Below are 20,315 nucleotides of genomic sequence, written 5' to 3'. Positions count from 1 at the left end.
GGCAGCGTGGAGTCAGGCGTGAACGACGTGAAGATCGCGCGCTGGGTCGCCACGATCGCGGGTCTGCTGGGGTTCGTGCTCGCGGTGACCACCCCGATCCTGCCCGTGGTGCAGACGACGGCGACGCTGAACTGGCCGCAGCAGGGTCAGCTCACGAATGTCACGGCCCCGCTGATCACGCAAGCCCCGGTGAGCCTGACCGCGACGGTGCCGTGCGCGGTGGTGCGGGATCTGCCTCCCCAAGGCGGCCTGGTGTTCGGCACCGCACCCGCCAAGGGCCGCGACGCCGCACTCAACGCGATGCTCGTCAACGTCACGCAATCCCGCGTGGACGTGATCGTGCGCAACGTCGTGGTCGCGAGTGTCAACCGGGACCGCGTCGCCGACCCCGCGTGTCAGCGCATCGAGATCACGTCGACGACCGACGGCACGTACGCCGACTTCGTGGGCCTGACCCAGGTGTCCGGCGCCAACGCCGGCAAACCGCAGCGCACGGGCTACGCCGACCCGAACCTGCGGCCCGCGATCGTCGGGGTGTTCACCGACCTGTCCGGGCCTGCGCCGCAAGGTCTTTCGATGTCGGCCGTCATCGACACGCGCTTCACGACCCATCCGACGCCGCTGAAACTCGCGGCGATGCTGCTCGCGATCGTCTCGACCGTGATCGCGCTGCTCGCGCTGTGGCGTCTGGACCGGCTCGACGGGCGCCGCATGCACCGGCTCATCCCGACCCGCTGGCGCACGCTCACCGCAGTCGACGGCGTGGTCGTCGGCGGGTTCCTGGTCTGGTACGTGATCGGTGCCAATTCCTCCGACGACGGCTACATCCTGCAGATGGCCCGCACGGCCGACCACGCGGGATACATGGCCAACTACTTCCGGTGGTTCGGCAGTCCCGAGGATCCGTTCGGCTGGTACTACAACCTGCTGGCACTCATGACCCATGTCAGCGACGCGAGCATCTGGATCCGGCTGCCGGACCTGGTCTGCGCGCTCGTCTGCTGGCTGCTGCTGTCCCGCGAGGTGCTGCCGCGGCTGGGCCCGGCCGTATCGGCCAGCAGGCCCGCGCTGTGGGCGGCAGGCCTCGTCCTGCTCGGCGCGTGGATGCCGTTCAACAACGGCCTGCGGCCCGAAGGCCAGATCGCCACGGGCGCGCTGATCACCTACGTGCTGATCGAACGGGCCGTCACCTCGGGCCGGCTGACCCCGGCCGCGCTGGCGATCACCACCGCCGCGTTCACGCTCGGCATCCAGCCGACCGGCCTCATCGCGGTCGCGGCGTTGCTCGCGGGCGGCCGGCCGATCCTGCGGATCGTGATGCGTCGCCGCCGCATGGTGGGTACCTGGCCGCTGGTGGCGCCGCTGCTGGCCGCGGGCACCGTGATCCTGGCCGTGGTGTTCGCCGACCAGACCCTGGCAACGGTGCTGGAGGCCACCAGGATTCGCACGGCGATCGGGCCCAGCCAGGAATGGTGGACCGAGAACCTGCGGTACTACTACCTGATCCTGCCCACGACCGACGGCGCGATCTCGCGGCGCGTGGCCTTCGTGTTCACCGCGATGTGCCTGTTCCCGTCGCTGTTCATGATGCTGCGGCGCAAGCGGATCGCGGGCGTCGCGCGGGGCCCGGCCTGGCGACTGATGGGCATCATCTTCGCGACCATGTTCTTCCTGATGTTCACGCCCACCAAGTGGATTCACCACTTCGGCCTGTTCGCGGCCGTGGGCGGCGCGATGGCCGCGCTCACGACCGTGCTGGTGTCGCCTGCCGTGCTGAGATCGGCACGCAACCGGATGGCGTTCCTGGCGCTCGTGTTCTTCGTGCTCGCGTTCTGCTTCGCGTCCACCAACGGCTGGTGGTATGTGTCGAACTTCGGTGCGCCGTTCAACAATTCGGTGCCCAAGTTCGCGGGTGTCACGGTCAGTACGGTGTTCTTCGCACTCTCGGCGATCGCGGCGCTGTGGGCGTTCTGGCTGCACCTGTCGCGCCGCGGCGAGTCGCGCGTCGTCGACCGGTTGACCGCGGCACCCGTTCCGATCGCGGCCGGGTTCATGGTCATGGTGTTCGTCGCGTCGATGGTCGTCGGCGTGGTGCGCCAGTACCCGACCTACTCCAACGGGTGGGCCAACGTCCGCGCGTTCGCCGGCGGCTGCGGCCTGGCCGACGACGTGCTGGTCGAACCGGACTCCAACGCGGGCTTCCTGCAGGCGCTGCCGGGCAATTACGGGCCGCTCGGCCCGCTGGGCGGCGAGAAGCCGACGGGCTTCTCCCCCAACGGAGTTCCCGACCGCATCATCGCCGAGGCCATCCGGCTCAACAACCCGCAGCCGGGCACCGACTACGACTGGACCCAGCCGATCAAGCTGTCCACACCGGGTGTCAACGGCTCGACCGTCCCGCTGCCCTACGGCCTGGACCCCGCGCGGGTTCCGGTTGCTGGCACGTATTCGCTTGGCGCGCAACAGGAGAGCAAGCTGGCATCGGCGTGGTACGAGCTGCCCGCCGCCGACGCGGCCCATCCGCTCGTGGTGATCACCGCCGCGGGCACGATCACCGGAACCAGTGTCGCCAAGGGCTTGACGACCGGTCAGACCATCGAGATCGAGTACGCACGGCGCGGACCCGACGGCGCTCCGGTGCCCGCGGGGCGGGTCAAGCCGTTCGACGTCGGCCCCACCCCGTCGTGGCGCAACCTGCGTTACCCGCGCTCGGAGATTCCCGCCGACGCGGTCGCGGTCCGGGTGATCGCCGAGGATCTGTCACTGAGCCAGGGCGATTGGATCGCGGTGACGCCGCCGCGTGTGCCCGAGGTCCGGTCGGTGCAGGAGTACATCGGCTCCGAGCAGCCCGTGCTGATGGACTGGGCGGTCGGGTTGGCCTTCCCGTGTCAGCAGCCGATGCTGCACGCCAACGGCGTGACCGAGGTGCCCAAGTTCCGCATCTCGCCCGACTACTACGCCAAGCTGCAGAGCACCGACACGTGGCAGGACGGCATCAACGGCGGCCTGCTCGGCATCACCGACCTGCTACTGCGGGCTTCGGTGATGTCGACGTACCTGTCGCGGGACTGGGGTCAGGACTGGGGCTCACTGCGCAGGTTCGACACCATCGTGGATGCCGAGCCTGCCCACATCGACCTCGGCGAGTCGACCCACAGCGGGCTGTACAAGCCGGGCCGGATCCGGATCGGCCCGTAGCCATGGCTGATCGCGTCCGGCTCGGGAACGCCACGGTCACCCGGGTTCTGGAGCTGACGTTCGAGCCAGGGATCGAGCTGTTCGCGCAGACGCCGGCACAGGCCTGGACCGACAACGCCGACCTGATGGTGCCGACGTTCTACAACCCGGCGACCGGGAAGTGGCGGGTCGCGATCCAGAGCTGGGTGATCGACGTCGACGGGCTGCGCGTGCTCGTCGACACCGGGGTCGGCAACGGGCGTGAACGACCCCACCTTCCGGTGCTGTCGAATCTCGACACCGATTACCTCGACGGTCTGACGCAGGCCGGCGTCGACCCGAAAAGTGTTGACGTGGTGGTGAACACACACCTGCACACCGACCACGTCGGGTGGAACACCATGCGCCGCGGCGACGGCTGGGTGCCGACGTTCCCCAACGCGCGCTACTTCATGCCCGAAGCCGACTTCCGGTTCTTCAGCCCGGACGGGCCGGGAACCCACGACGGCATCCGGACCGTGTTCGCCGACAGCGTGCTGCCGGTCGAGGACCAGACGGTGCTGTGGTCGGGCGACTACCAGATCAGCGAATCGCTCGCGTTGCGGTCGGCACCCGGGCACACGCCGGGATCCTCGGTGCTGTGGCTCGACGCGGGCCATCCGGCGGTGTTCGTCGGCGATCTGACCCACTGCCCGATCCAGATCCCGCGGCCGTCGGACCCGTGCGCATTCGACGTCGACGCCGACGCCGCGGCCGTCACCCGCAGGCGCATCCTCGCCGAAGCCACGCGCAGACGCGCCACCGTCATCCCGGCGCACTACCCCGGCCACGGCGGCGCGACCATCGTGGCGCGCGGCGACCGGTTTCAGGTCGACGACTGGCTGGACGTCGACCCGATCTGAATCTCAGTGCGGCGGGCCGAGATACGGGAATTCGTCGAGAGTGTCGGTGTGCGGGCTCAAGCCCGACGGCGGGCAGTCGCCCTTGGTGAGCGACGCCAACCGGTAGTCGATCACGTCATCGGTGAACACGCGCCCGTTCGGATATCTGGCCGGCCTGGCCGGGTTGTAGGTCAGCATGTCGGGCAGGATGCCTTCGTCGTCGATCGCCGCGACCGCCTCGTCATGTGAATAGCCGCCGGTGTGTCCGAGCAGGTGGATGAACTGGCCGATCCAGCGCTCCCGGTCATGGATCGGCTCGCTGGCGTTGTATTCCTCCTTGGTGTCGTCGGTGTTGAAGAAGCTGCTGACCGACGGGTGCCCGGCGCGGTCGACATGCAGCAGTTCACCGTCGCGGCGCACACTGCACCGGCCCCAGATCCGGATGTCCGGGTCGGCACCCAGCTGCTCGGTCGGCAGTTCCATCACCATCGAGAACACGTTGGCCTCGGTGTTGGAATCCTGTCCCGTCCAAGGGGATTCGCCACCGAGATGCGGCGCGGTGAAGTTGCGGCCGCCCGTGATGTCGAACAGGTTCTTGATGCCGTCGAAATCGAAGAAGAACGCATCGCTGCGGGCCCCGGCGAAGAACCGGAATCCGTTGGTCTCGACGATGTTCGGCTCCTTGCCGAACGAAACTTCGACGTCGGTGAAGATCCGCTCCCCCACGGCCTCGGGTGACTCGGCGTCGTCGCCGGCCGCGAGGTACACATCGACCGTCTGGCGACCACCGACCGGCTCGGAGAACACGTAGCTGAACGCGATGTCGTTGCGCAGGTCACCGTCGTTGTCGATGGCCAGCCGGTAGATCGCGTCCGGGTGCAGCGCGTCGGCGTTCGGGTTGGCGTTGAGGATCAGCACGGTGCGTGCCGGATCTGCGGGCGATTGGAACGCGTACAGGTCGCACAGATCGAGACGCTGATCCCCCAGCGGTGGGCCCAGGCTGAGGCCGGTGAAGTGGTTTGACATGGGCCCTATCCAACCGCGTCACGGTTCCGCCCGCACGGAGATCACGTGACTGCCCAACCCAATGTCCTGCAAGAGCCTTCGCCTGCTGGTACCGCTCCTCGCCGAGCAGACGCGTCGGTACCCCAAATTGGGCGTTTTGGGGTAGCTACGCGACTGCTCGCGCAAGGAAGGTGAGCGCCTGCTCGGCGGCGTTCGCACCGCACATGCCGTGTGCGCCGGGCCCGGGCGGCGTGGCCGCCGAGCAGATGAACATGCCGGGCACACCGACCCGGTAGGGCTGCAGTGTGGTGCGCGGACCGAACACCAGTTGCCGGATGTCCTTGGCGCCCGTGCAGATGTCACCGCCCACGTAGTTGGGGTTGTACACCGACATCTCGGTGGTCGACCGCACCGCCATGCCGACGATGCGCTCCCGGAAGCCGGGCGCAAACCGCTCGAACTGACCGATGATGGCCTCGGTCGCATCCCCGGTATAGCCATGGGGCACATGGGCATACGAATACACGGGATTGACGTTGCCCGAGGATCTGCTCGGATCGGCCAGGTACTGCTGGCCGACGAGGACGAACGGCCGCCGCGGCATGCGGCCGGCGTGGATGTCCCGCTCGGTCGCGGCGATCTCGTCGAAATCACCGCCCAGATGCACGGTTCCGGCCCGGCCCACCTGCGGATTGGTCCACGGTACGGGGCCTTCCACCGCGAAGTCGACCTTGAACGCGCCTGGGCCGTAGCGGAAACGACGGAAGCCATGGGCGACGCGCCGCGGCAACCGGTCACCCAGGATGTCGGCCACCGCTGTCGGTGCGATGTCGAACATCGTGACGTCGGCGGGCGGCAGCTGGGCCGCTGATGTGACGTGAACCCCGGTCTCCACCTTGACGCCCAACTCGGCGAGCACGGCCGCGAGCGCGTCGGTGATGGCCTGCGAACCGCCCTCGGCCACGGGCCAGCCGTGCCGGTGCCCGGCCGTGATGATGCCCAGCCCGATCGCCGAGGTCAGGGGGTGGTGCAGCGGCTGAAACGTATGGGCCGCAACGCCTCCGAACAAAGCACGGGCCTGCGGGGTGCGAAACAGCCGGGTGAACACCGCCGCGGGCAGCACCGTGGGGGCGCCGAACCGGGCCAGCGCCAACGGATGCTTGGGCACCCGCAGCAACGGGCCCATGATGTCCTGAGCCAGCACGTCGAAGCGCGCGGCCGGGCCGCCGAACGCCGCGCGCCACCGGCCGCCGTCCTCGCCTAACGCCGCCGCGGTGGCCTCGACACTGCGGTGCAGCAGGCCCGCGCCGCCACCGTCGAGCGGATGCGCGCAGTCGATCTCGGGCCAGCGCCACCGCAGGCCGTGGCGGTCGAGTCCGAGCCCACTCAGGAACGCCGAGCCGACCGCCATCGGGTGGATCGCCGCGCACTGGTCATGGACCAAGCCGCCCTCGCTCGACGACCGCACCCCGCCGCCGATCTCGTCGCAGGCCTCCAGCACCGTGACGTCGACGCCGCGGCCGGCCAGCGTGATGGCGGCGGCGAGCCCGTTGGGCCCACCACCGACCACCACCGCGGTGCTCACGCCCGCACCCCGGCCCGCTGCCACGTCACGTTCAGGGGGATGGGTCCGTTGGGCAGCCAGGGCTGCTCGTCGACCAGATCCGCGACGTTCCACGTGCCCCGTTCGATCACCCCGAGTGCCGCGTCGATCACCTTGTACTCCTGGGTCTTCTTGTGGATCGGTTGTGATTCCACCCATGCCACCACGAACTCGCCCGGTTCGAACTGCGCCTCGGTCTGGATCGCGGCGATCAGATCTTCATTGTGCAGGTGACCGTCACCGAAGTTGAAGCCGATGATCGTGTTGCACGCCATCTCGCCTTCCCGCACGGTGCGGGTGTCGATGTCGGGCAGGCTCTTGAGCAGCACCGAGTACAGCCCGCGACCCTGGCTGTGCAGCGCCCGCCACGCGATGATCTGCTGCGTGAAGACCTCGGCCTCCATCGGCGCCCATCCGAAATCGATGTACTGGTCCACCGTGTTGGGCGACGACCGGGTGACCCGGTTGAGTTTCTGCTCGGCGCCCGGGGTGAAGGTCCACACCGCCGAAGCCCAGTTGCCCGCGTACTGCCGCATGGCGGGCAGGAACGACACCAGATCGGGTCGCAGGTTGCCCAGCACCGGGAAGAAGCACAACCCGGCCAGCAGGGCGACGGTCAGCCAGGGCGAGGACATGTCCGCGATCGCGTAGCCGTCCCAGTTCGGGAAGCCGAGGAACAGAAAGACGGTCAGGTAGGCGAACAGCACGTTCCATTCCACGGGAACCGCGAGCGGGAACGTCGAGATGATGAACAGGTGGAAGCACACCATCACCGTGGCCGCGCCGAACGTGAGCCACGGCCACGGGGACAGCAGCAGCGCAAGCGGCGCGACGATCTCCACGAAACTTCCCGGCCCGTGCGCCATGAACGTCGCCAGGTGTGACGGACGCAGATCATGCGGATAGTTGCGGTAGTGCGCGCGTTTGAGCCACTTGAGGCCGATGGTCGGGCTGTTGCTCACCATCGGCGGGATGACGTTGGTGAAGTGCAGACCGAACTTCGAGATGCCCGCCCAGATCCACACCGTGCCGATCAGCAGCTTGCCCGCGATGATCATGTCGACGAACGGCAGCGTCGCGAAGAACAGCAGCGCGGGCAGGTACTGCTCACCGCGGGCGGCCAGGAAGATCGTCTTGTCCCGCAGGCCGATGACCACCAGCAGCACCATCGGCACGATCAGCAAACTCGGGCTCACCAGGCCGGAAGTGTTGTCCGGCAACACCTTCGACAGTGAGTCGCTGGGCACACCGGGCAGCACCAGCGCCACCACCACACTCACGTTCAGCGCCAGGTACACGATGACGTCGAACCAGGTCCGCCGGTCACCGCCCGTGAACGGCACAGCCTTCCACGGCCGCAGCCGAATCGTGTTGACCTTGGCCCAGAATCGGTAACCGCCGGTCATCGGCTTGGTCTTGCCTGCGAGCGGCCCCCACGATCCGGCTAGGCCGATGAGCTCAAGCAGGACGGTCCACAGGATCAGCTTCTGGTACACGATGGGCTGGTCCCACCACTGCGACACATGCCAGAAGGCAGGCAGGTGCGAGGTCGTGGTCGCGACGACGACGCCGCCGAGCGCGTAGAAGAAGACGAGTTTGACGATGTAGAGCACGTGGATCATGCGGGGCGCGCCGAGGCCGTGGTCGGCCCACTTGGTGGTCATGATCCGGATGCGCTCCATGAGCGGCATCCGCAGAAACTCTTCGAAGTCGACGTCTGGCAACGTCGGTTTGACGAATCCCATGATGGGCTCCTTTGGCTTTCAGGTTCGGGCGGCGGTGAGCGTCTTGCGCAGCGACGGCTTGTCGATCTTGCCGACGGGGTTCTTGGGCAGTTCCGGAAGGATCGTGATATCCACGGGCAGTTTGTATTTCGACAGCGACGCGGCCAGGTGTTCGCGAATGCGGCCGGCGTCCAGCTCGGCACCGGGGTGCAGCGACGCGAACAGCACGGGCTCTTCGCCGTAGAGCGGGTTGGCCCGGCCCACCACGGCCGCCTCGGCGATCGCGGGCAACTGGTAGACGACGGTCTCGATCTCCTTGGGATAGATGTTCTCACCGCCGCGGATGATCATGTCCTTGGCGCGGTCCACCAGGATCAGGTAGCCGTCCTCGTCGAAACGTCCGATGTCGCCGGTGTGCAGCCAACCGTCGACGACGGTCTTCGCGGTCTCCTCGGGCCGGTTCAAGTAGCCGCGCATCACGTTGGGGCCCTTGATGATCACCTCGCCCGCCTCACCTTGCGGCACCGGCGTGCCCATGGTGTCCACGATCCGGATCTCCTGACCCGGCAGCGGGATACCGACCGTGCCCGGCTTGCGCTTGCCGTCGAGCGGGTTGCCCGTGCTGGCGCACGATCCCTCGGACAGGCCGTAGCCCTCGATGACGCCGATGCCGTAGCGCCGTTCGAACCGGTCGAGCAGTTCGACGCTGGCGGGGGCCGCGCCGCACACCGCGAACCGCACCGAGCTGGTGTCGGGCCGCACCTCGGGCGGCAACCCGGCCAATATGGTGTAGATCGTCGGCACCGCGGAAAAGTAGGTGGCGCGCGTGCTTTCGATCCGGCCGAAGAACGTGGCGGGGTCGAACCGGCCCGCGATCGTCGTCCGGCCGCCCGCGATGAGCGGCGACAGGGTGCTGACCACGATGCCGTTGACGTGGAACAGCGGCAGGATCAGCAGACTGTGGTCGGCGCCGGTGAGCGCGAAACCCTCGATCACCATGGCGCACATGGCATCGACGTTGGCGTGGTCGAGCATGACGCCCTTGGGCCGGCCCGTGGTCCCGCTCGTGTAGATCAGCAGGGCCAGTGCGTCGGCGGCGTTGCCGGCGGGTGCGACCGGGTCGGGCTCAGCGGCTGCCAGGTCGTCGAGCGTTACCACCGGCACCTCGGCGTCGAGCGGGCTGTCCCCGAGCAGCACCTTTGAGCCTGCGTCGGCGACCTGATAGGCCATCTCGGCAGGGACCAGGGTGGGGCTGATCGGGGTGACCGCGGCACCGAGGCGCCAGGCCGCGAAGAGCGCGACGACGAACTCGGCGCGGTTGGGCAGTCTGATCGCGACAACGTCACCGGAGCCGACGCCGGCGGCCCGCAACGCGGCCGCGGCCCGGGTCACGGCATCGAGGAATGCCGTGTTGTCGAGATCGAGCGCGTCGTCGGCGACGGCGGGTGCATGAGGTACCGCGGCAGCGCGGCGGTCGGGCAGAGTGGAGAGCGACATGTCACGACGGTAGAAATTTGTGGCAGGCACCACACCATCGCGGGGCGATGAAGTCGACCCCGCGATTTGTCGCCGGGAAACAAATCCGCGTTCTAGGGTTCAGGGCATGGACGCCGCTGTCGCTGCCGCCTCAGCCGTCGTGATGGACCGCTTGATCGCGCGGCAATCCGCGGTGAGCCGCACCGTGCAACACGCGCTGGCCAGCGACATCACGCAGCTGCGCGGCGACCCCGAGTTGGTGCAGCTGCTGGGCTCCAGTGTTGCGGGCAACGTCGAGACCATCTTCCATGCGCTGCGCCACGACATATCGCTGGGCAACATCGAACCGCCCACCGCGGCCCTCGAGTACGCGCGCCGCGTGGCCCAGCGCGGAGTGCCCATGGATGCGCTGGTGCGCGCGTACCGGCTGGGGCACGCGCTCGTGATCGACGCGGCCGCCGCCGAGGTCAACGAGGCCGGCCTGGACGCGCAGACCGGGTTGGCGGTGTTCGAACGCATCACCTCGGTGTCGTTCCGGTACATCGACTGGATCAGCCAGCAGGTGGTGGTGGTCTACGAAACCGAACGCGAGCGGTGGCTGGCCAATCAGAACAGCGCCAGGGCCCTGCGAGTGCGTGAGGTGCTCGCGACGCCCATGTCGTCGGCGGAGGCCGATTCCGACACCCTCACCGCCGCGCTGCGGTACCCGATGCAGCGCACGCACCTGGCCGTGGTGTTGTGGTGGCCGGCGGATTGTGACCGCGAGGACGGGCTCGCGCGGCTCGAGGTGATCCTGCGCGGTATCGCAGAAGCTGTTGGAGCGCACGGTCATCCGTTGTTCATCCCGGCCGACCGCAACACCGGGTGGGGCTGGGTTCCGTTGCCGGCGACGGCGAGTGCGGACGCGATAGAGGTGGCCCGCGACTTCCTCCGCACGCAGGACAACGCGCCCGCCGTGGCCCTCGGCGTCCCGCTGCGCGGCGTCGACGGCTTCCGCCGATCGCACCATCAGGCCGTCCGGGCCCGCGCGGTGGCGATCGCCGCGGGCACCGGTGGCGTCACCGCCGCAACCGATCCGGGGCTCGCCGCGGCGGCCCTGCTGGGTGAGAACCTGGATGCGGCACGCGAATTCGTCACCGACACGCTGGGCGCGCTGGCATCGGACACCGACAACGACGCCCGGCTACGGGACACGCTGCAGGTCTATCTGCGCCACGGCGCGAGCTACAAGGCCGCGGGCGAGGAACTCAACCTGCACTTCAATTCCGTGAAGTACCGAGTCGGCCGGGCTGAGGAGCGGCGTGGGCGCCCGATCGAAAACGACCGGCTCGACGTGGAATTGGCGCTGTTGCTGTGTCAGCGCTACCGCTCCGCGGTGTTGGCCGGCAACTGACCACCGCCGAGCGGGAGAAAGTCCGCCCGCGGAAACTAGATCGGCAACAGGCCGTGCTTGCGCTGCACGCGGCCGTGCTTCTGCTTGTCGCGCAACAGGTGCAGCGACTTGCGCAGCAGCAGCCGGGTCTCGTGCGGCTGGATGACGGCGTCGATGAAGCCGCGCTCGGCCGCGATCCACGGCGTGGCCATGTTGAGGTTGTAGCCCTCGATGAAGTCGGCACGGATCTTCTGCACCTCGGGGGCCGTGGGATCCGGGAAGCGCTTCACCAGCAGCTGCGCCGCACCTTCTGCACCGATCACCGCGATGCGCGCCGTCGGCCACGCGAAGTTCAGGTCGGCCGAGAGCTGCTTGGAACCCATCACCGCGTACGCGCCGCCGTAGGACTTGCGGATGGTGATGGTCACCTTGGGCACGTCGGCCTCCACGACGGCGTTGAGGAACCGGCCGCCGCGCTTGATGATGCCGCCCTTCTCCTGCTCGACACCCGGCAGGAAGCCCGGGGTGTCGACCACGAAAACCAAAGGCAGGTTGTAGGAGTCGCAGAACCGGATGAACCCGGCGGCCTTGTCCGACGCCTCGTTGTCGATGGCTCCCGACATGTGCATCGGCTGGTTGGCGATCACGCCGACCGGATGCCCGTCGACGCGCGCGAACGCCGTGATCATCGCCTGGCCGCGCTGCGCGGCCACATCGAACACGTCGCCGTCGTCGAAGATCCGCAACAGGATCTCATGCATGTCGTAGGCCGTGTTGTCGGCGTCCGGCACGATCGAATCCAATTCGAGGTCATGCGGTGTGATCTCCGGCTCAAGGCCCGGGTTGACGATCGGCGGATCGTCAAAGGTGTTGGCGGGCAGGAAGCTCAGGTAATCGCGTACATACTGGAACGCCGCGGCCTCGTCCTCGACCACCTGGTGGATGTTGCCGTAGCGGGCCTGCGCGTCCGCGCCGCCGAGCTCGTCGAGGGACACGTCCTCACCGGTGACGTCCTTGATGACGTCCGGCCCGGTGACGAACATGTAGCCCTGGTCCCGCACCGCGACCACGAGGTCGGTCTGGATCGGCGAATACACCGCGCCGCCTGCACATTTGCCGAGGATGATCGAGATCTCGGGAACCATGCCGCGCAGCAGCTCGTGGCGGCGGCCGAGTTCGGCGTACCAGGCCAGCGAGGTCACGGCGTCCTGGATGCGGGCGCCGCCGGAGTCGTTGATGCCGATCATCGGGCAGCCGACCATGGCCACCCACTCCATGAGCCGGGCCACCTTGCGGCCGAACATCTCGCCGACCGTGCCCTGGAAAACCGTCTGGTCGTGGCTGAACACGCCGACCGGGCGCCCGTTGATGGTGCCGTGACCGGTGACGACGCCGTCGCCGTAGAGCGCGTTCGGATCACCGGGCGTCTTGCACAGCGCGCCGATCTCCAGGAAGCTGCCCGGGTCGAGCAACGCGTGGATCCTGGCGCGAGCCGACGGGATGCCCTTCTTCTCGCGCTTGGCGACGGCCTTCTCACCGCCGGGTTCCTTGGCCAGCTCGAGCTTGTCGCGCAGGTCGGCCAGCAGCTCGGCGGTGGTCTTGTTCGTCACTTGCTCTCGCTCTCGGCTTCGATACGGTTGAGCGCCTCGCTCATGTGCGCACCCACTTTGGCAATGTACGGCTCGTCGATGGCCTGGATGTGCTCACCCCCGATGGGCACGACCTCGAGATCCTTGACGAACTCGCCCCAACCACCGTCGGGCTTACGAGTCGCGTACGCGGGCTCGAACACGATCGCGTCATCGTGGTAACGGTCGGCCATGTACAGCGTGACGTGTCCGTCGAAGGGCTGGACCTCGATGGTGTCCAGGGCGCGCTGGTCCAGATACGACGTGCGCTGGTGCTCGATGATCCCGCCGGGGATCTGCACGCCGCTCTCCTTGATGACGTCGAGCACGAACTTCACCTGGCCCTCGTCGTCGAGCTTTTCGAGCTCCTCGTACGGGATCTCGGGAATCTCGACGTTGAAGGTGCGCTCGGCGAACCGCGCGTAGCGATCCCACCGGGCCCGCATGCCCTCCTTGGACTGGTCGATCGGCTCGCCCGGCCGGACGCAGTCGATCAATCCGACGAAGCGCACGTCGGCGCCGGCCTGCCTGAGCCCGATCGCACACGCGTAGGCCAGGGCACCGCCGAGCGACCAGCCCGCCAGCACGAACGGGCCCTTGTGCAGCTCAAGCAGCTTGGGCACGTACTCGGCCGCGCGCTCTTCGATCGAGCCCTCGACGCGCTCGATGCCGTAGATCGGGGTGTCCGCCGGCAGGCGCTTCATGAGCGGCTCGTACACCACCGTCGACCCACCGGCCGGGTGGAACACGAACAGCGGAATTTTTGCGGAACCGCCTGCCGGGCTTTCCGGGGCAGCCCGCAACGTGCGCACGAACCCGTCGACCACACCTTCCTCGAGCTGGTCGCGGACGATCGTGGCCAGCGCCTCGATGGTCTTGGCCGAGCGCACCTGCTCCACCGTCACCGTGCCCTCGGCCCGTTCTGAGAGCCGCTCGGACAGCTTGGTCGCGGTGGCCTCGTCGATGGCAGGCAGCTCGTTGAAGATGCCGCCCGGCGACTTGCCGGTGACGATCGCCCACGTCGCGAACGTGACGCGTTCGGCCGCATCACGCGGGGGCACGTCGGCGCCAAGCGCCTCGGTCACCGCTTCCTGCGTGAGCACCTTGGCGGCAGCCGCGGCCGCGGTGGCCTTGCTGGGGCCGGAGGGCCCGGACGGATCGGTGGGCGGGGGCGGAACGGCCGGTCCGCTGGGATCGGTGGGCGGGGGTGGAATCTCCAGACCTGCGGTGACGTCTGTCTCGTCCGCCTTGTCGGCCAACGGGTGTCCCACCTCGGCCAGCTTGGCCTCGACCTCGGCAACACTCGACGCGCCCCCGAGCAGCTCGGCCTGCTCGGCCGCGATCTCCTCGGCGGTCTTGCCCTTCTGGGCCTCGGCGAGCTGATCGACCTCGTCGCGGTGCTCGATCGCGTACTTGATGAGCTCTTCGACGTTGTACAGGTTGGCGTCCCGCACCGCGGTCAGCTGGATGGGCGGGAGGTCGAAGTCGTACTCGACGCGGTTCTTGATCCGCACCGCCATGAGCGAGTCGAGGCCCAGCTCGATCAGCGGCACCTCCCACGGGAGATCCTCGGGCTCGTAACCCATTGCGGCGCCGACGATCGTGCCGAGGCGCTGCGCGACGGTCTCACCGGACTCCGGCGACCACTTCTCGAAGCCCGCCCCCATGCCTGCGCCCTGGGTCAGGTGATCCTGCAGGATCTCGGCGTCGTCCTCGGGCTCTTCGACCACCGCCGGCGCAGCCGAGACCTGTTCGGCGACAACACCTGCGCCCACCGCGGTCGGCAGCGCCGTCGTGGCGCCACCGCGCGTGACGATGGCGTCGTAGACGAGCGTGAACGACTCGTCGATCCTGGCGTGCACCTGAACCGAGGCACCGCCCGGGTGCCGGGTCAGTGTGGTGACCAGTCGCGACCCCTCGGCGGGCACCGCACGTTGCTCGTACGCCGTCAGCTTGGCATCCGGAAGTACCTGCGCGGCAGCCGCTTTCACCAGAGCCGCGAGATCGCTCGCGCCCTTCGGCACGAACTCCCAGACATGCTTGCCGTCCGGTGTCGCGACGTGGTTGCCGGGCATGACAGTCGAGCTGTCGCCCGTGAAGTGCGCGTCGAGCCAGTGCTGCTTGCGCTTGAACCGTGTCGGCGGGATGTCGGCGAAGTCGAGTGCCCCGGCCAGGCCTGTCGATGTCCGCGGGAACAGTGTGCGGAAGTCCAGGTCATGCCCGTGCACGTACAGGTGCGCCATGGCCGTGGTCATCGACGCGACCTCGTCCTGCTTGCGCGCCAGGGTCGGGATCAGCTGCGCGTCGTGCAGGCCTGCGGTCGCCGTCGTCAGCCCGACCTGCATGAGCGCCACGGGATTCGGCGCGAGCTCCAGGAACGTGGTGTGACCGTTGTCGACGGCGTTGCGGATGCCATGGGTGAAGTAGACGCTGTGCCGCAGCCCCTTCTTCCAGTACTCGACATCGTGGATAGGCTCGGCGCCGGCCCGGATCAGCTTGCCCTCGTGGACGGTCGAGTAGTACGCCGTCTGCAGCGGGTGCGGTTCGATGCCCTGGATCTCAGCGGACAGCTCACCGAGCAGCGGGTCCATCTGCTGCGTGTGGCTGGCGCCCTTGGTCTGCAGCTTGCGGGCGAACTTGCCCTCCGATTCCGCCCGGGCGATGATCGCGTCGATCTGCTCCGGCGGGCCACCAATCACGGTCTGCGTCGGGGCGGCGTACACGCACACTTCGAGACCCGGATAGTCGGCGAAGACCGTCTTGATCTCGTCGGCCGAGTACTCCACGAGCGCCATGAGCCGGATGTACTCACCGAACAGCATCGCCTCGCCCTCACCCATGAGGTGGGCACGCGAGCAGATGGTCCGGGTGGCGTCGGCCAGGCTCAGGCCGCCGGAGAAGTAGGCGGCAGCCGCTTCGCCGAGCGACTGGCCAACCACCGCACCAGGTTTCGCACCGTGGGCCTTGAGGAATTCACCGAGCGCGATCTGGATGGCGAAGATCACCGTCTGGACCACTTCGATGGGGTATTCGCAGGTCTCGTTGGTGTAGTCGATCGAGTCGTCGAGGATCAGCTCGACGATCGAATAGCCGCGCTCATCCTGGATGTGGGCGTCGACCTTGTTGATCCACTCCGCGAAGACCGGCTCGCGCAGGTACAGGCTCTTGCCCATCTTGCGGTGCTGCGCACCGAATCCGGCGAGCACCCAGACCGGTCCGTTGGTGACGGGCCCATCGGCGGTGATGACGCTCGGATGCTGCTTGCCCTCGGCCAGCGCACGCAGGCCCTTGACCGCCTCGTCGTGGTCGTGCGCCAGCACCACCGCACGGGACCGGCCGTGGTTGCGCCGCGACAGCGAACGCCCGATGGCCTCAAGAGACGACGCGCGGCCCGCCTCGCTGTCGATCCAATCCGCGAGCTCTGCCGCCGCGGCCTTCTTGCGCGACGTCAGGAACGCCGAGACGGCCAGCGGGACAAGCTTCTTGGTGGGCTCGGCGGCCTCGGCGGCTTCGAGCTCCGCACGAGCGGCCTCGATCAGGCGTTTGGCCTCGTCGGTCAGGCCGGGCAGCTCATGAGTCGCCTCGTCGTAGACGGGGTATTCCTCGGCCTCGGGCTCGTCGTGAACAAACTCGCCGTACTCGTCCATCCGGACACCACCCACGTAGACCGCGTTGGCATCGTCGGAGGCCGACTTGTCCTCGGCGGCTTCAGGTTCCGGCTCGGGCTCGACCAGATCGGTCGCCAGCACCTCACGCAGCACCAGGTGCGCGTTGGCGCCACCGAAGCCGAAGCCCGACACGCCCGCGATGGCGTGCCCGCTGTAGCGCGGCCAGTCCGAGACGGTGTCGTTGACCTTGAGGTGTTCCTTGTCGAAGTCGATGTACGGGTTGGGCCCCGCGTAGTTGATCGACGGCGGCAGCTTGTCGTTGGCCAGCGCCAGCGTCATCTTCGCCAGGCTGGCCGCGCCGGCAGCCGATTCCAGGTGTCCCACATTGGATTTCACCGCGCCTAGCAGTGCGGGCTTGTCCGCGGCGCGACCGCGGCCGACCACGCGGCCGAGCGCGTCGGCCTCGATCGGGTCACCCAGGATGGTGCCCGTGCCGTGGGCCTCGATGTAGTCGACGGTGCGCGGGTCGATTCCGGCGTCCTTGTAGGCCTTGCGCAACACGGCTTCCTGCGCATCCGGGTTGGGCGCGAGCAGGCCGTTGGACCGGCCGTCGTGGTTGATCGCGCTACCGGCGATGACCGCGAGAATCTGATCGCCGTCGCGGCGTGCGTCCGAGACACGCTTGAGCACGAGCATGCCGCCGCCCTCGGAGCGCGCGTAGCCGTCGGCATCCGACGAGAACGACTTGATCCGCCCGTCGGATGCCAGCACGCCGCCGACCTCGTCGAAACCGACCGTCACGAGCGGCGTGATGAGTGCGTTGACGCCACCGACCACCGCGACGTCGGCCTCACCCGAGCGCAGTGCCTGCACGCCCTGGTGCGCTGCCACCAGCGAGCTGGAGCACGCGGTGTCGACCGCGACCGACGGCCCGCGGAAGTCGTAGAAGTACGAAACCCGGTTGGCGATGATCGAACTCGCGGTTCCGGTGATGGCGTACGGGTGGGCGACCGACGGGTCGCTCATCGCCATGAAGCTGTAGTCGTTGGTCGAGCTGCCGATGTACACCGCGACGCTCGTGCCACGCAGGCTCGACGCCGGAATCCGGGCGTGCTCCAAGGCTTCCCAGGTCAGCTCGAGCGCCATGCGCTGCTGCGGGTCGATGTTGTCGGCTTCCATCTTCGACAGTGCGAAGAACTCCGAGTCGAAACCCTTGATGTCCTTCAGATAGCCGCCGCGGGTGCGGGCCTTGGCGACCCGCTCGGCGATACGCGGCTCGTCGAGGAACTCCTCCCACCGGCCCTCGGGCAGGTCGGTGATGGCGTCGCGGCCCTCGAGCAGCGCGGCCCACATCTCGTCGGGCGTGTTCATGTCGCCCGGGAAACGCGTGGCCACACCGACGATCGCGATGTCCTCGACGTCACGCTCGCGGGACCAATCCTCGTCGTCGGCCGAGAACTCTGGCTCGGGCTCGCCTTCGATGATCACGGTCGCGAGCGATTCGATGGTCGGGTGGCGGAACGCCACCGTGGCCGTCAGCGTGACCCCGGTCAGATCCTCGATGTCGCTGGCCATGGCCACCGCGTCGCGCGACGAGAGGCCCAGCTCGACCATGGGCGTGGTCTCGTCGATCGCGTCCGGCGACTGCCCCGTGGCGTTGGCAACCCACTTGCGCAGCCACTCGCGCATCTCCGCAACGCTCAGGTCCGGACGCGAGGTCGGCTGGCCGGCAGACTCGGTGGTCGCTGGAAGATTCGAATCGTTCTGTGTTTCATCCATTTCAAGTCACCTTCGTCTTAGACCGGCCCGCTGGTCGGCGATACGGGTCTGAAGTCAGATCAGTCGGTCTCGTCGGGGAACGCATTGGCGATCTTGCCGCTGCGCAGGCTGCCGTCGAGGTACGCGGCGCGGCAGGCCCGGCGGCCGATCTTGCCGCTGGAGGTACGTGGGATCGCGCCTGCCGCGGTCAGCAGCACGTCGCGCACCGTGACACCGTGGCGCACCGCGATGGCGGCGCGGATGTCGTCGGAGATCGGCCCGACCTCGAGCTTGTGTGCACCGGGCGCGCGCTCGGCGACGATCACGAGCTGCTCGGAGGTGTCGTCGGGATCGCGCTTGAGCCCGGAGTGGGCGTTCTCGAAGACCTCGTCGGGCAGCTGGTTCGCGGGCACCGAGAACGCCGCGACGTACCCGGTGCGCAGGGCCTTGCTGGATTCCTGTGCGGAGTACTCCAGATCCTGCGGGTAATGGTTGCGGCCGTCGATGATCACCAGATCCTTGACGCGGCCCGTGATGTAGAGGTCGCCGTCGTAGAACGCGCCGTAGTCACCCGTGCGCACCCAGGTCGCGTCGTCGGCGGCGCCCTCGGCGTGCGACGGGTTGGTCCGCGACTTGAGCGTGTTCTGGAAAGTCTCGCGGGATTCCTCGGTCTTGCCCCAGTAACCCGTGCCCATGTTCTGGCCGCTGATCCAGATCTCACCGACCTGGCCGTCGGGCAGTTCGGTCGCGCTCTCGGCGTCGACGATCACGGCCCATTCCGCGATGCCGACCTTGCCCGCCGAGGCCTGCGCGACAGCCTTGGGCGAATCCTCGGGCACCTCGACGATGCGGCCGCTGTTGAGCTGGTCGCGGTCCACCGTGATGATCTTGGGCTCCTCGGCCGACGGCGTGGTCGACACGAACAGCGTGGCCTCGGCGAGGCCGTAGGACGGCTTGATGGCCTTGGGCGGGAAGCCGAACGGACCGAACGCCTCGTTGAACCGGCGCACGGTGGCGGCCGAGATCGGCTCGCTGCCGTTCAGCACGGCCTTGACGTTGGACATGTCCAGCGGCGCCGAGCCTTCCTTGGGCACACCGCGGGCCGCCGCATGGTCGAACGCGAAGTTCGGGGCCACCGAGATGGTGCCGCCCGTGTCGCCCTCTTTGCGTGCGAGCTCGCGGATCCAGCGTTCCGGGCGACGCACGAACGCGGCAGGCGTCATGAACGTGAAGTAGTGGCCGATCATGGGCGCGAGCAGCGCCGTGATCAGGCCCATGTCGTGGAAGAACGGCAGCCAGGACAGGCCGCGGTCGCCCTCTTCGCCTTCGAGTGCCTCGATCACCTGGACGACGTTGGTGGCCAGGTTGAGGTGCGTGATCTGCACGCCCGTCGGGATACGCGTCGACCCGGACGTGTACTGCAGGTACGCGATGGTGGTCTCGTCGGGCTGATCCGGCTTGGCCCAGGTGGCCGCGACGTCGTCGGGCACCGCGTCGACCGCGATGACGCGGGGCCGCTGGTTGGCGGGCCTGCTGCGGAAGAACTTACGAACGCCTTCGGCGGCCTCGGTGGTGGTCAGGATCGCCGACGGATGGCAGTTGTCCAGCACCGCGTGCAGGCGGCCGACGTGCCCGGGCTCCGACGGATCGAACAGCGGCACCGCGATGCGGCCCGCGTAGAGCGCACCGAAGAACGCGACCAGGTAGTCGAGGTTCTGGGGGCACAGGATCGCGACGCGGTCGCCCGGCTGGGTGACCTGCTGCAGCCGCGCGGCGACGGCCTTGTTGCGGGCGCTGAACTGCGACCAGGTCAGGTCGCGGGCGACGCCGTCCCGCTCGGTGGAGAAGTCGAGGAATCGGTACGCGAGCTTGTCCCCACGTACCTTGGCCCAGCGCTCAACGTGCTCAACAATGCTGGCGCCGTCCGGGAACTTGATCTGTCCGTCCTTGATGAACGGATTGTGGAACGGCATATCTCTTCTCCTGTCAGAGCCGCACTCGTCGCGTTGTCGCACGTCATTCGCGGTGCGTCACAGCCACTCGACGGCCGCACGAACCCCAAAACCCCAAGGATCGTACCGGG

General features: G+C 68.1%; 10 protein-coding genes. 3 read left to right on the top strand and 7 right to left on the bottom strand.

Features of this window, described 5'->3' with window-relative positions; translation table 11 throughout:
* Positions 1-18: 18 nt before the first annotated feature.
* Complete coding sequence (locus tag G6N67_RS14050) at positions 19-3,198, top strand: arabinosyltransferase domain-containing protein (protein WP_407663349.1); 3,180 nt, start codon at positions 19-21, stop codon at positions 3,196-3,198.
* A gap of 2 nt (positions 3,199-3,200) precedes the next feature.
* The gene (locus G6N67_RS14045) at positions 3,201-4,079 is read left to right on the top strand and encodes an MBL fold metallo-hydrolase (RefSeq protein WP_036431204.1); all 879 of its coding nucleotides are present in this window, start codon (positions 3,201-3,203) and stop codon (positions 4,077-4,079) included.
* A 3-nt stretch (positions 4,080-4,082) separates the two neighbouring features.
* Here G6N67_RS14045 and G6N67_RS14040 read toward each other — a convergent pair whose 3' ends face one another.
* The 4 genes from G6N67_RS14040 to G6N67_RS14025 form a co-directional block, all read right to left on the bottom strand.
* Complete coding sequence (locus tag G6N67_RS14040; RefSeq protein WP_036431202.1) at positions 4,083-5,084, bottom strand: DUF4331 family protein; 1,002 nt, start codon at positions 5,082-5,084, stop codon at positions 4,083-4,085.
* Between the two features lie 145 nt (positions 5,085-5,229).
* Positions 5,230-6,648 carry a phytoene desaturase family protein gene (locus tag G6N67_RS14035; RefSeq protein WP_036435150.1) on the bottom strand — a complete coding sequence of 473 codons (1,419 nt, stop codon included), beginning with the start codon at positions 6,646-6,648 and terminating at the stop codon, positions 5,230-5,232.
* Positions 6,645-8,411, bottom strand: a complete 1,767-nt coding sequence (locus G6N67_RS14030) for a DUF3556 domain-containing protein (protein ID WP_036431199.1) — start codon at positions 8,409-8,411, stop codon at positions 6,645-6,647. Before G6N67_RS14030 ends, G6N67_RS14035 begins: the two co-directional genes overlap by 4 nt.
* Positions 8,412-8,429: 18 nt before the next feature.
* Positions 8,430-9,887, bottom strand: coding sequence for a class I adenylate-forming enzyme family protein (locus G6N67_RS14025; protein WP_036435148.1), 1,458 nt, complete (start codon positions 9,885-9,887; stop codon positions 8,430-8,432).
* A gap of 106 nt (positions 9,888-9,993) precedes the next feature.
* Here G6N67_RS14025 and G6N67_RS14020 point away from each other — a divergent pair, with 106 nt between their 5' ends.
* Positions 9,994-11,259, top strand: coding sequence for a PucR family transcriptional regulator (locus G6N67_RS14020; RefSeq protein ID WP_036431196.1), 1,266 nt, complete (start codon positions 9,994-9,996; stop codon positions 11,257-11,259).
* A gap of 35 nt (positions 11,260-11,294) precedes the next feature.
* Here G6N67_RS14020 and G6N67_RS14015 read toward each other — a convergent pair whose 3' ends face one another.
* The 3 genes from G6N67_RS14015 to fadD32 are packed head-to-tail and all read right to left on the bottom strand — an operon-like array spanning position 11,295 to position 20,205.
* Complete coding sequence (locus G6N67_RS14015) at positions 11,295-12,848, bottom strand: acyl-CoA carboxylase subunit beta (RefSeq protein ID WP_036431193.1); 1,554 nt, start codon at positions 12,846-12,848, stop codon at positions 11,295-11,297.
* Complete coding sequence (pks13, locus tag G6N67_RS14010) at positions 12,845-18,253, bottom strand: polyketide synthase Pks13 (protein ID WP_163642190.1); 5,409 nt, start codon at positions 18,251-18,253, stop codon at positions 12,845-12,847. The genes G6N67_RS14015 and pks13 overlap by 4 nt, the downstream gene beginning before the upstream one ends.
* Positions 18,254-18,312: 59 nt before the next feature.
* Positions 18,313-20,205 carry a long-chain-fatty-acid--AMP ligase FadD32 gene (gene fadD32 / locus G6N67_RS14005; RefSeq protein WP_036431187.1) on the bottom strand — a complete coding sequence of 631 codons (1,893 nt, stop codon included), beginning with the start codon at positions 20,203-20,205 and terminating at the stop codon, positions 18,313-18,315.
* Positions 20,206-20,315: the final 110 nt, after the last annotated feature.

This window comes from Mycolicibacterium mageritense (assembly GCF_010727475.1).
Lineage (GTDB): Bacteria > Actinomycetota > Actinomycetes > Mycobacteriales > Mycobacteriaceae > Mycobacterium > Mycobacterium mageritense.
Note: the sequence above shows the minus strand (reverse complement) of the source record. Positions and strands in the feature narration are given on the sequence as shown.

What these genes read in the sequence shown, in the direction of transcription:
- fadD32 (WP_036431187.1), bottom strand. Translation starts at nt 20,205, where the DNA reads ATGCCGTTCCACAATCCGTTCATCAAGGACGGACAGATCAAGTTCCCG.
- G6N67_RS14025 (WP_036435148.1), bottom strand. Translation starts at nt 9,887, where the DNA reads ATGTCGCTCTCCACTCTGCCCGACCGCCGCGCTGCCGCGGTACCTCAT.
- G6N67_RS14020 (WP_036431196.1), top strand. Translation starts at nt 9,994, where the DNA reads ATGGACGCCGCTGTCGCTGCCGCCTCAGCCGTCGTGATGGACCGCTTG.
- G6N67_RS14030 (WP_036431199.1), bottom strand. Translation starts at nt 8,411, where the DNA reads ATGGGATTCGTCAAACCGACGTTGCCAGACGTCGACTTCGAAGAGTTT.
- G6N67_RS14045 (WP_036431204.1), top strand. Translation starts at nt 3,201, where the DNA reads ATGGCTGATCGCGTCCGGCTCGGGAACGCCACGGTCACCCGGGTTCTG.
- G6N67_RS14040 (WP_036431202.1), bottom strand. Translation starts at nt 5,084, where the DNA reads ATGTCAAACCACTTCACCGGCCTCAGCCTGGGCCCACCGCTGGGGGAT.
- pks13 (WP_163642190.1), bottom strand. Translation starts at nt 18,253, where the DNA reads ATGGATGAAACACAGAACGATTCGAATCTTCCAGCGACCACCGAGTCT.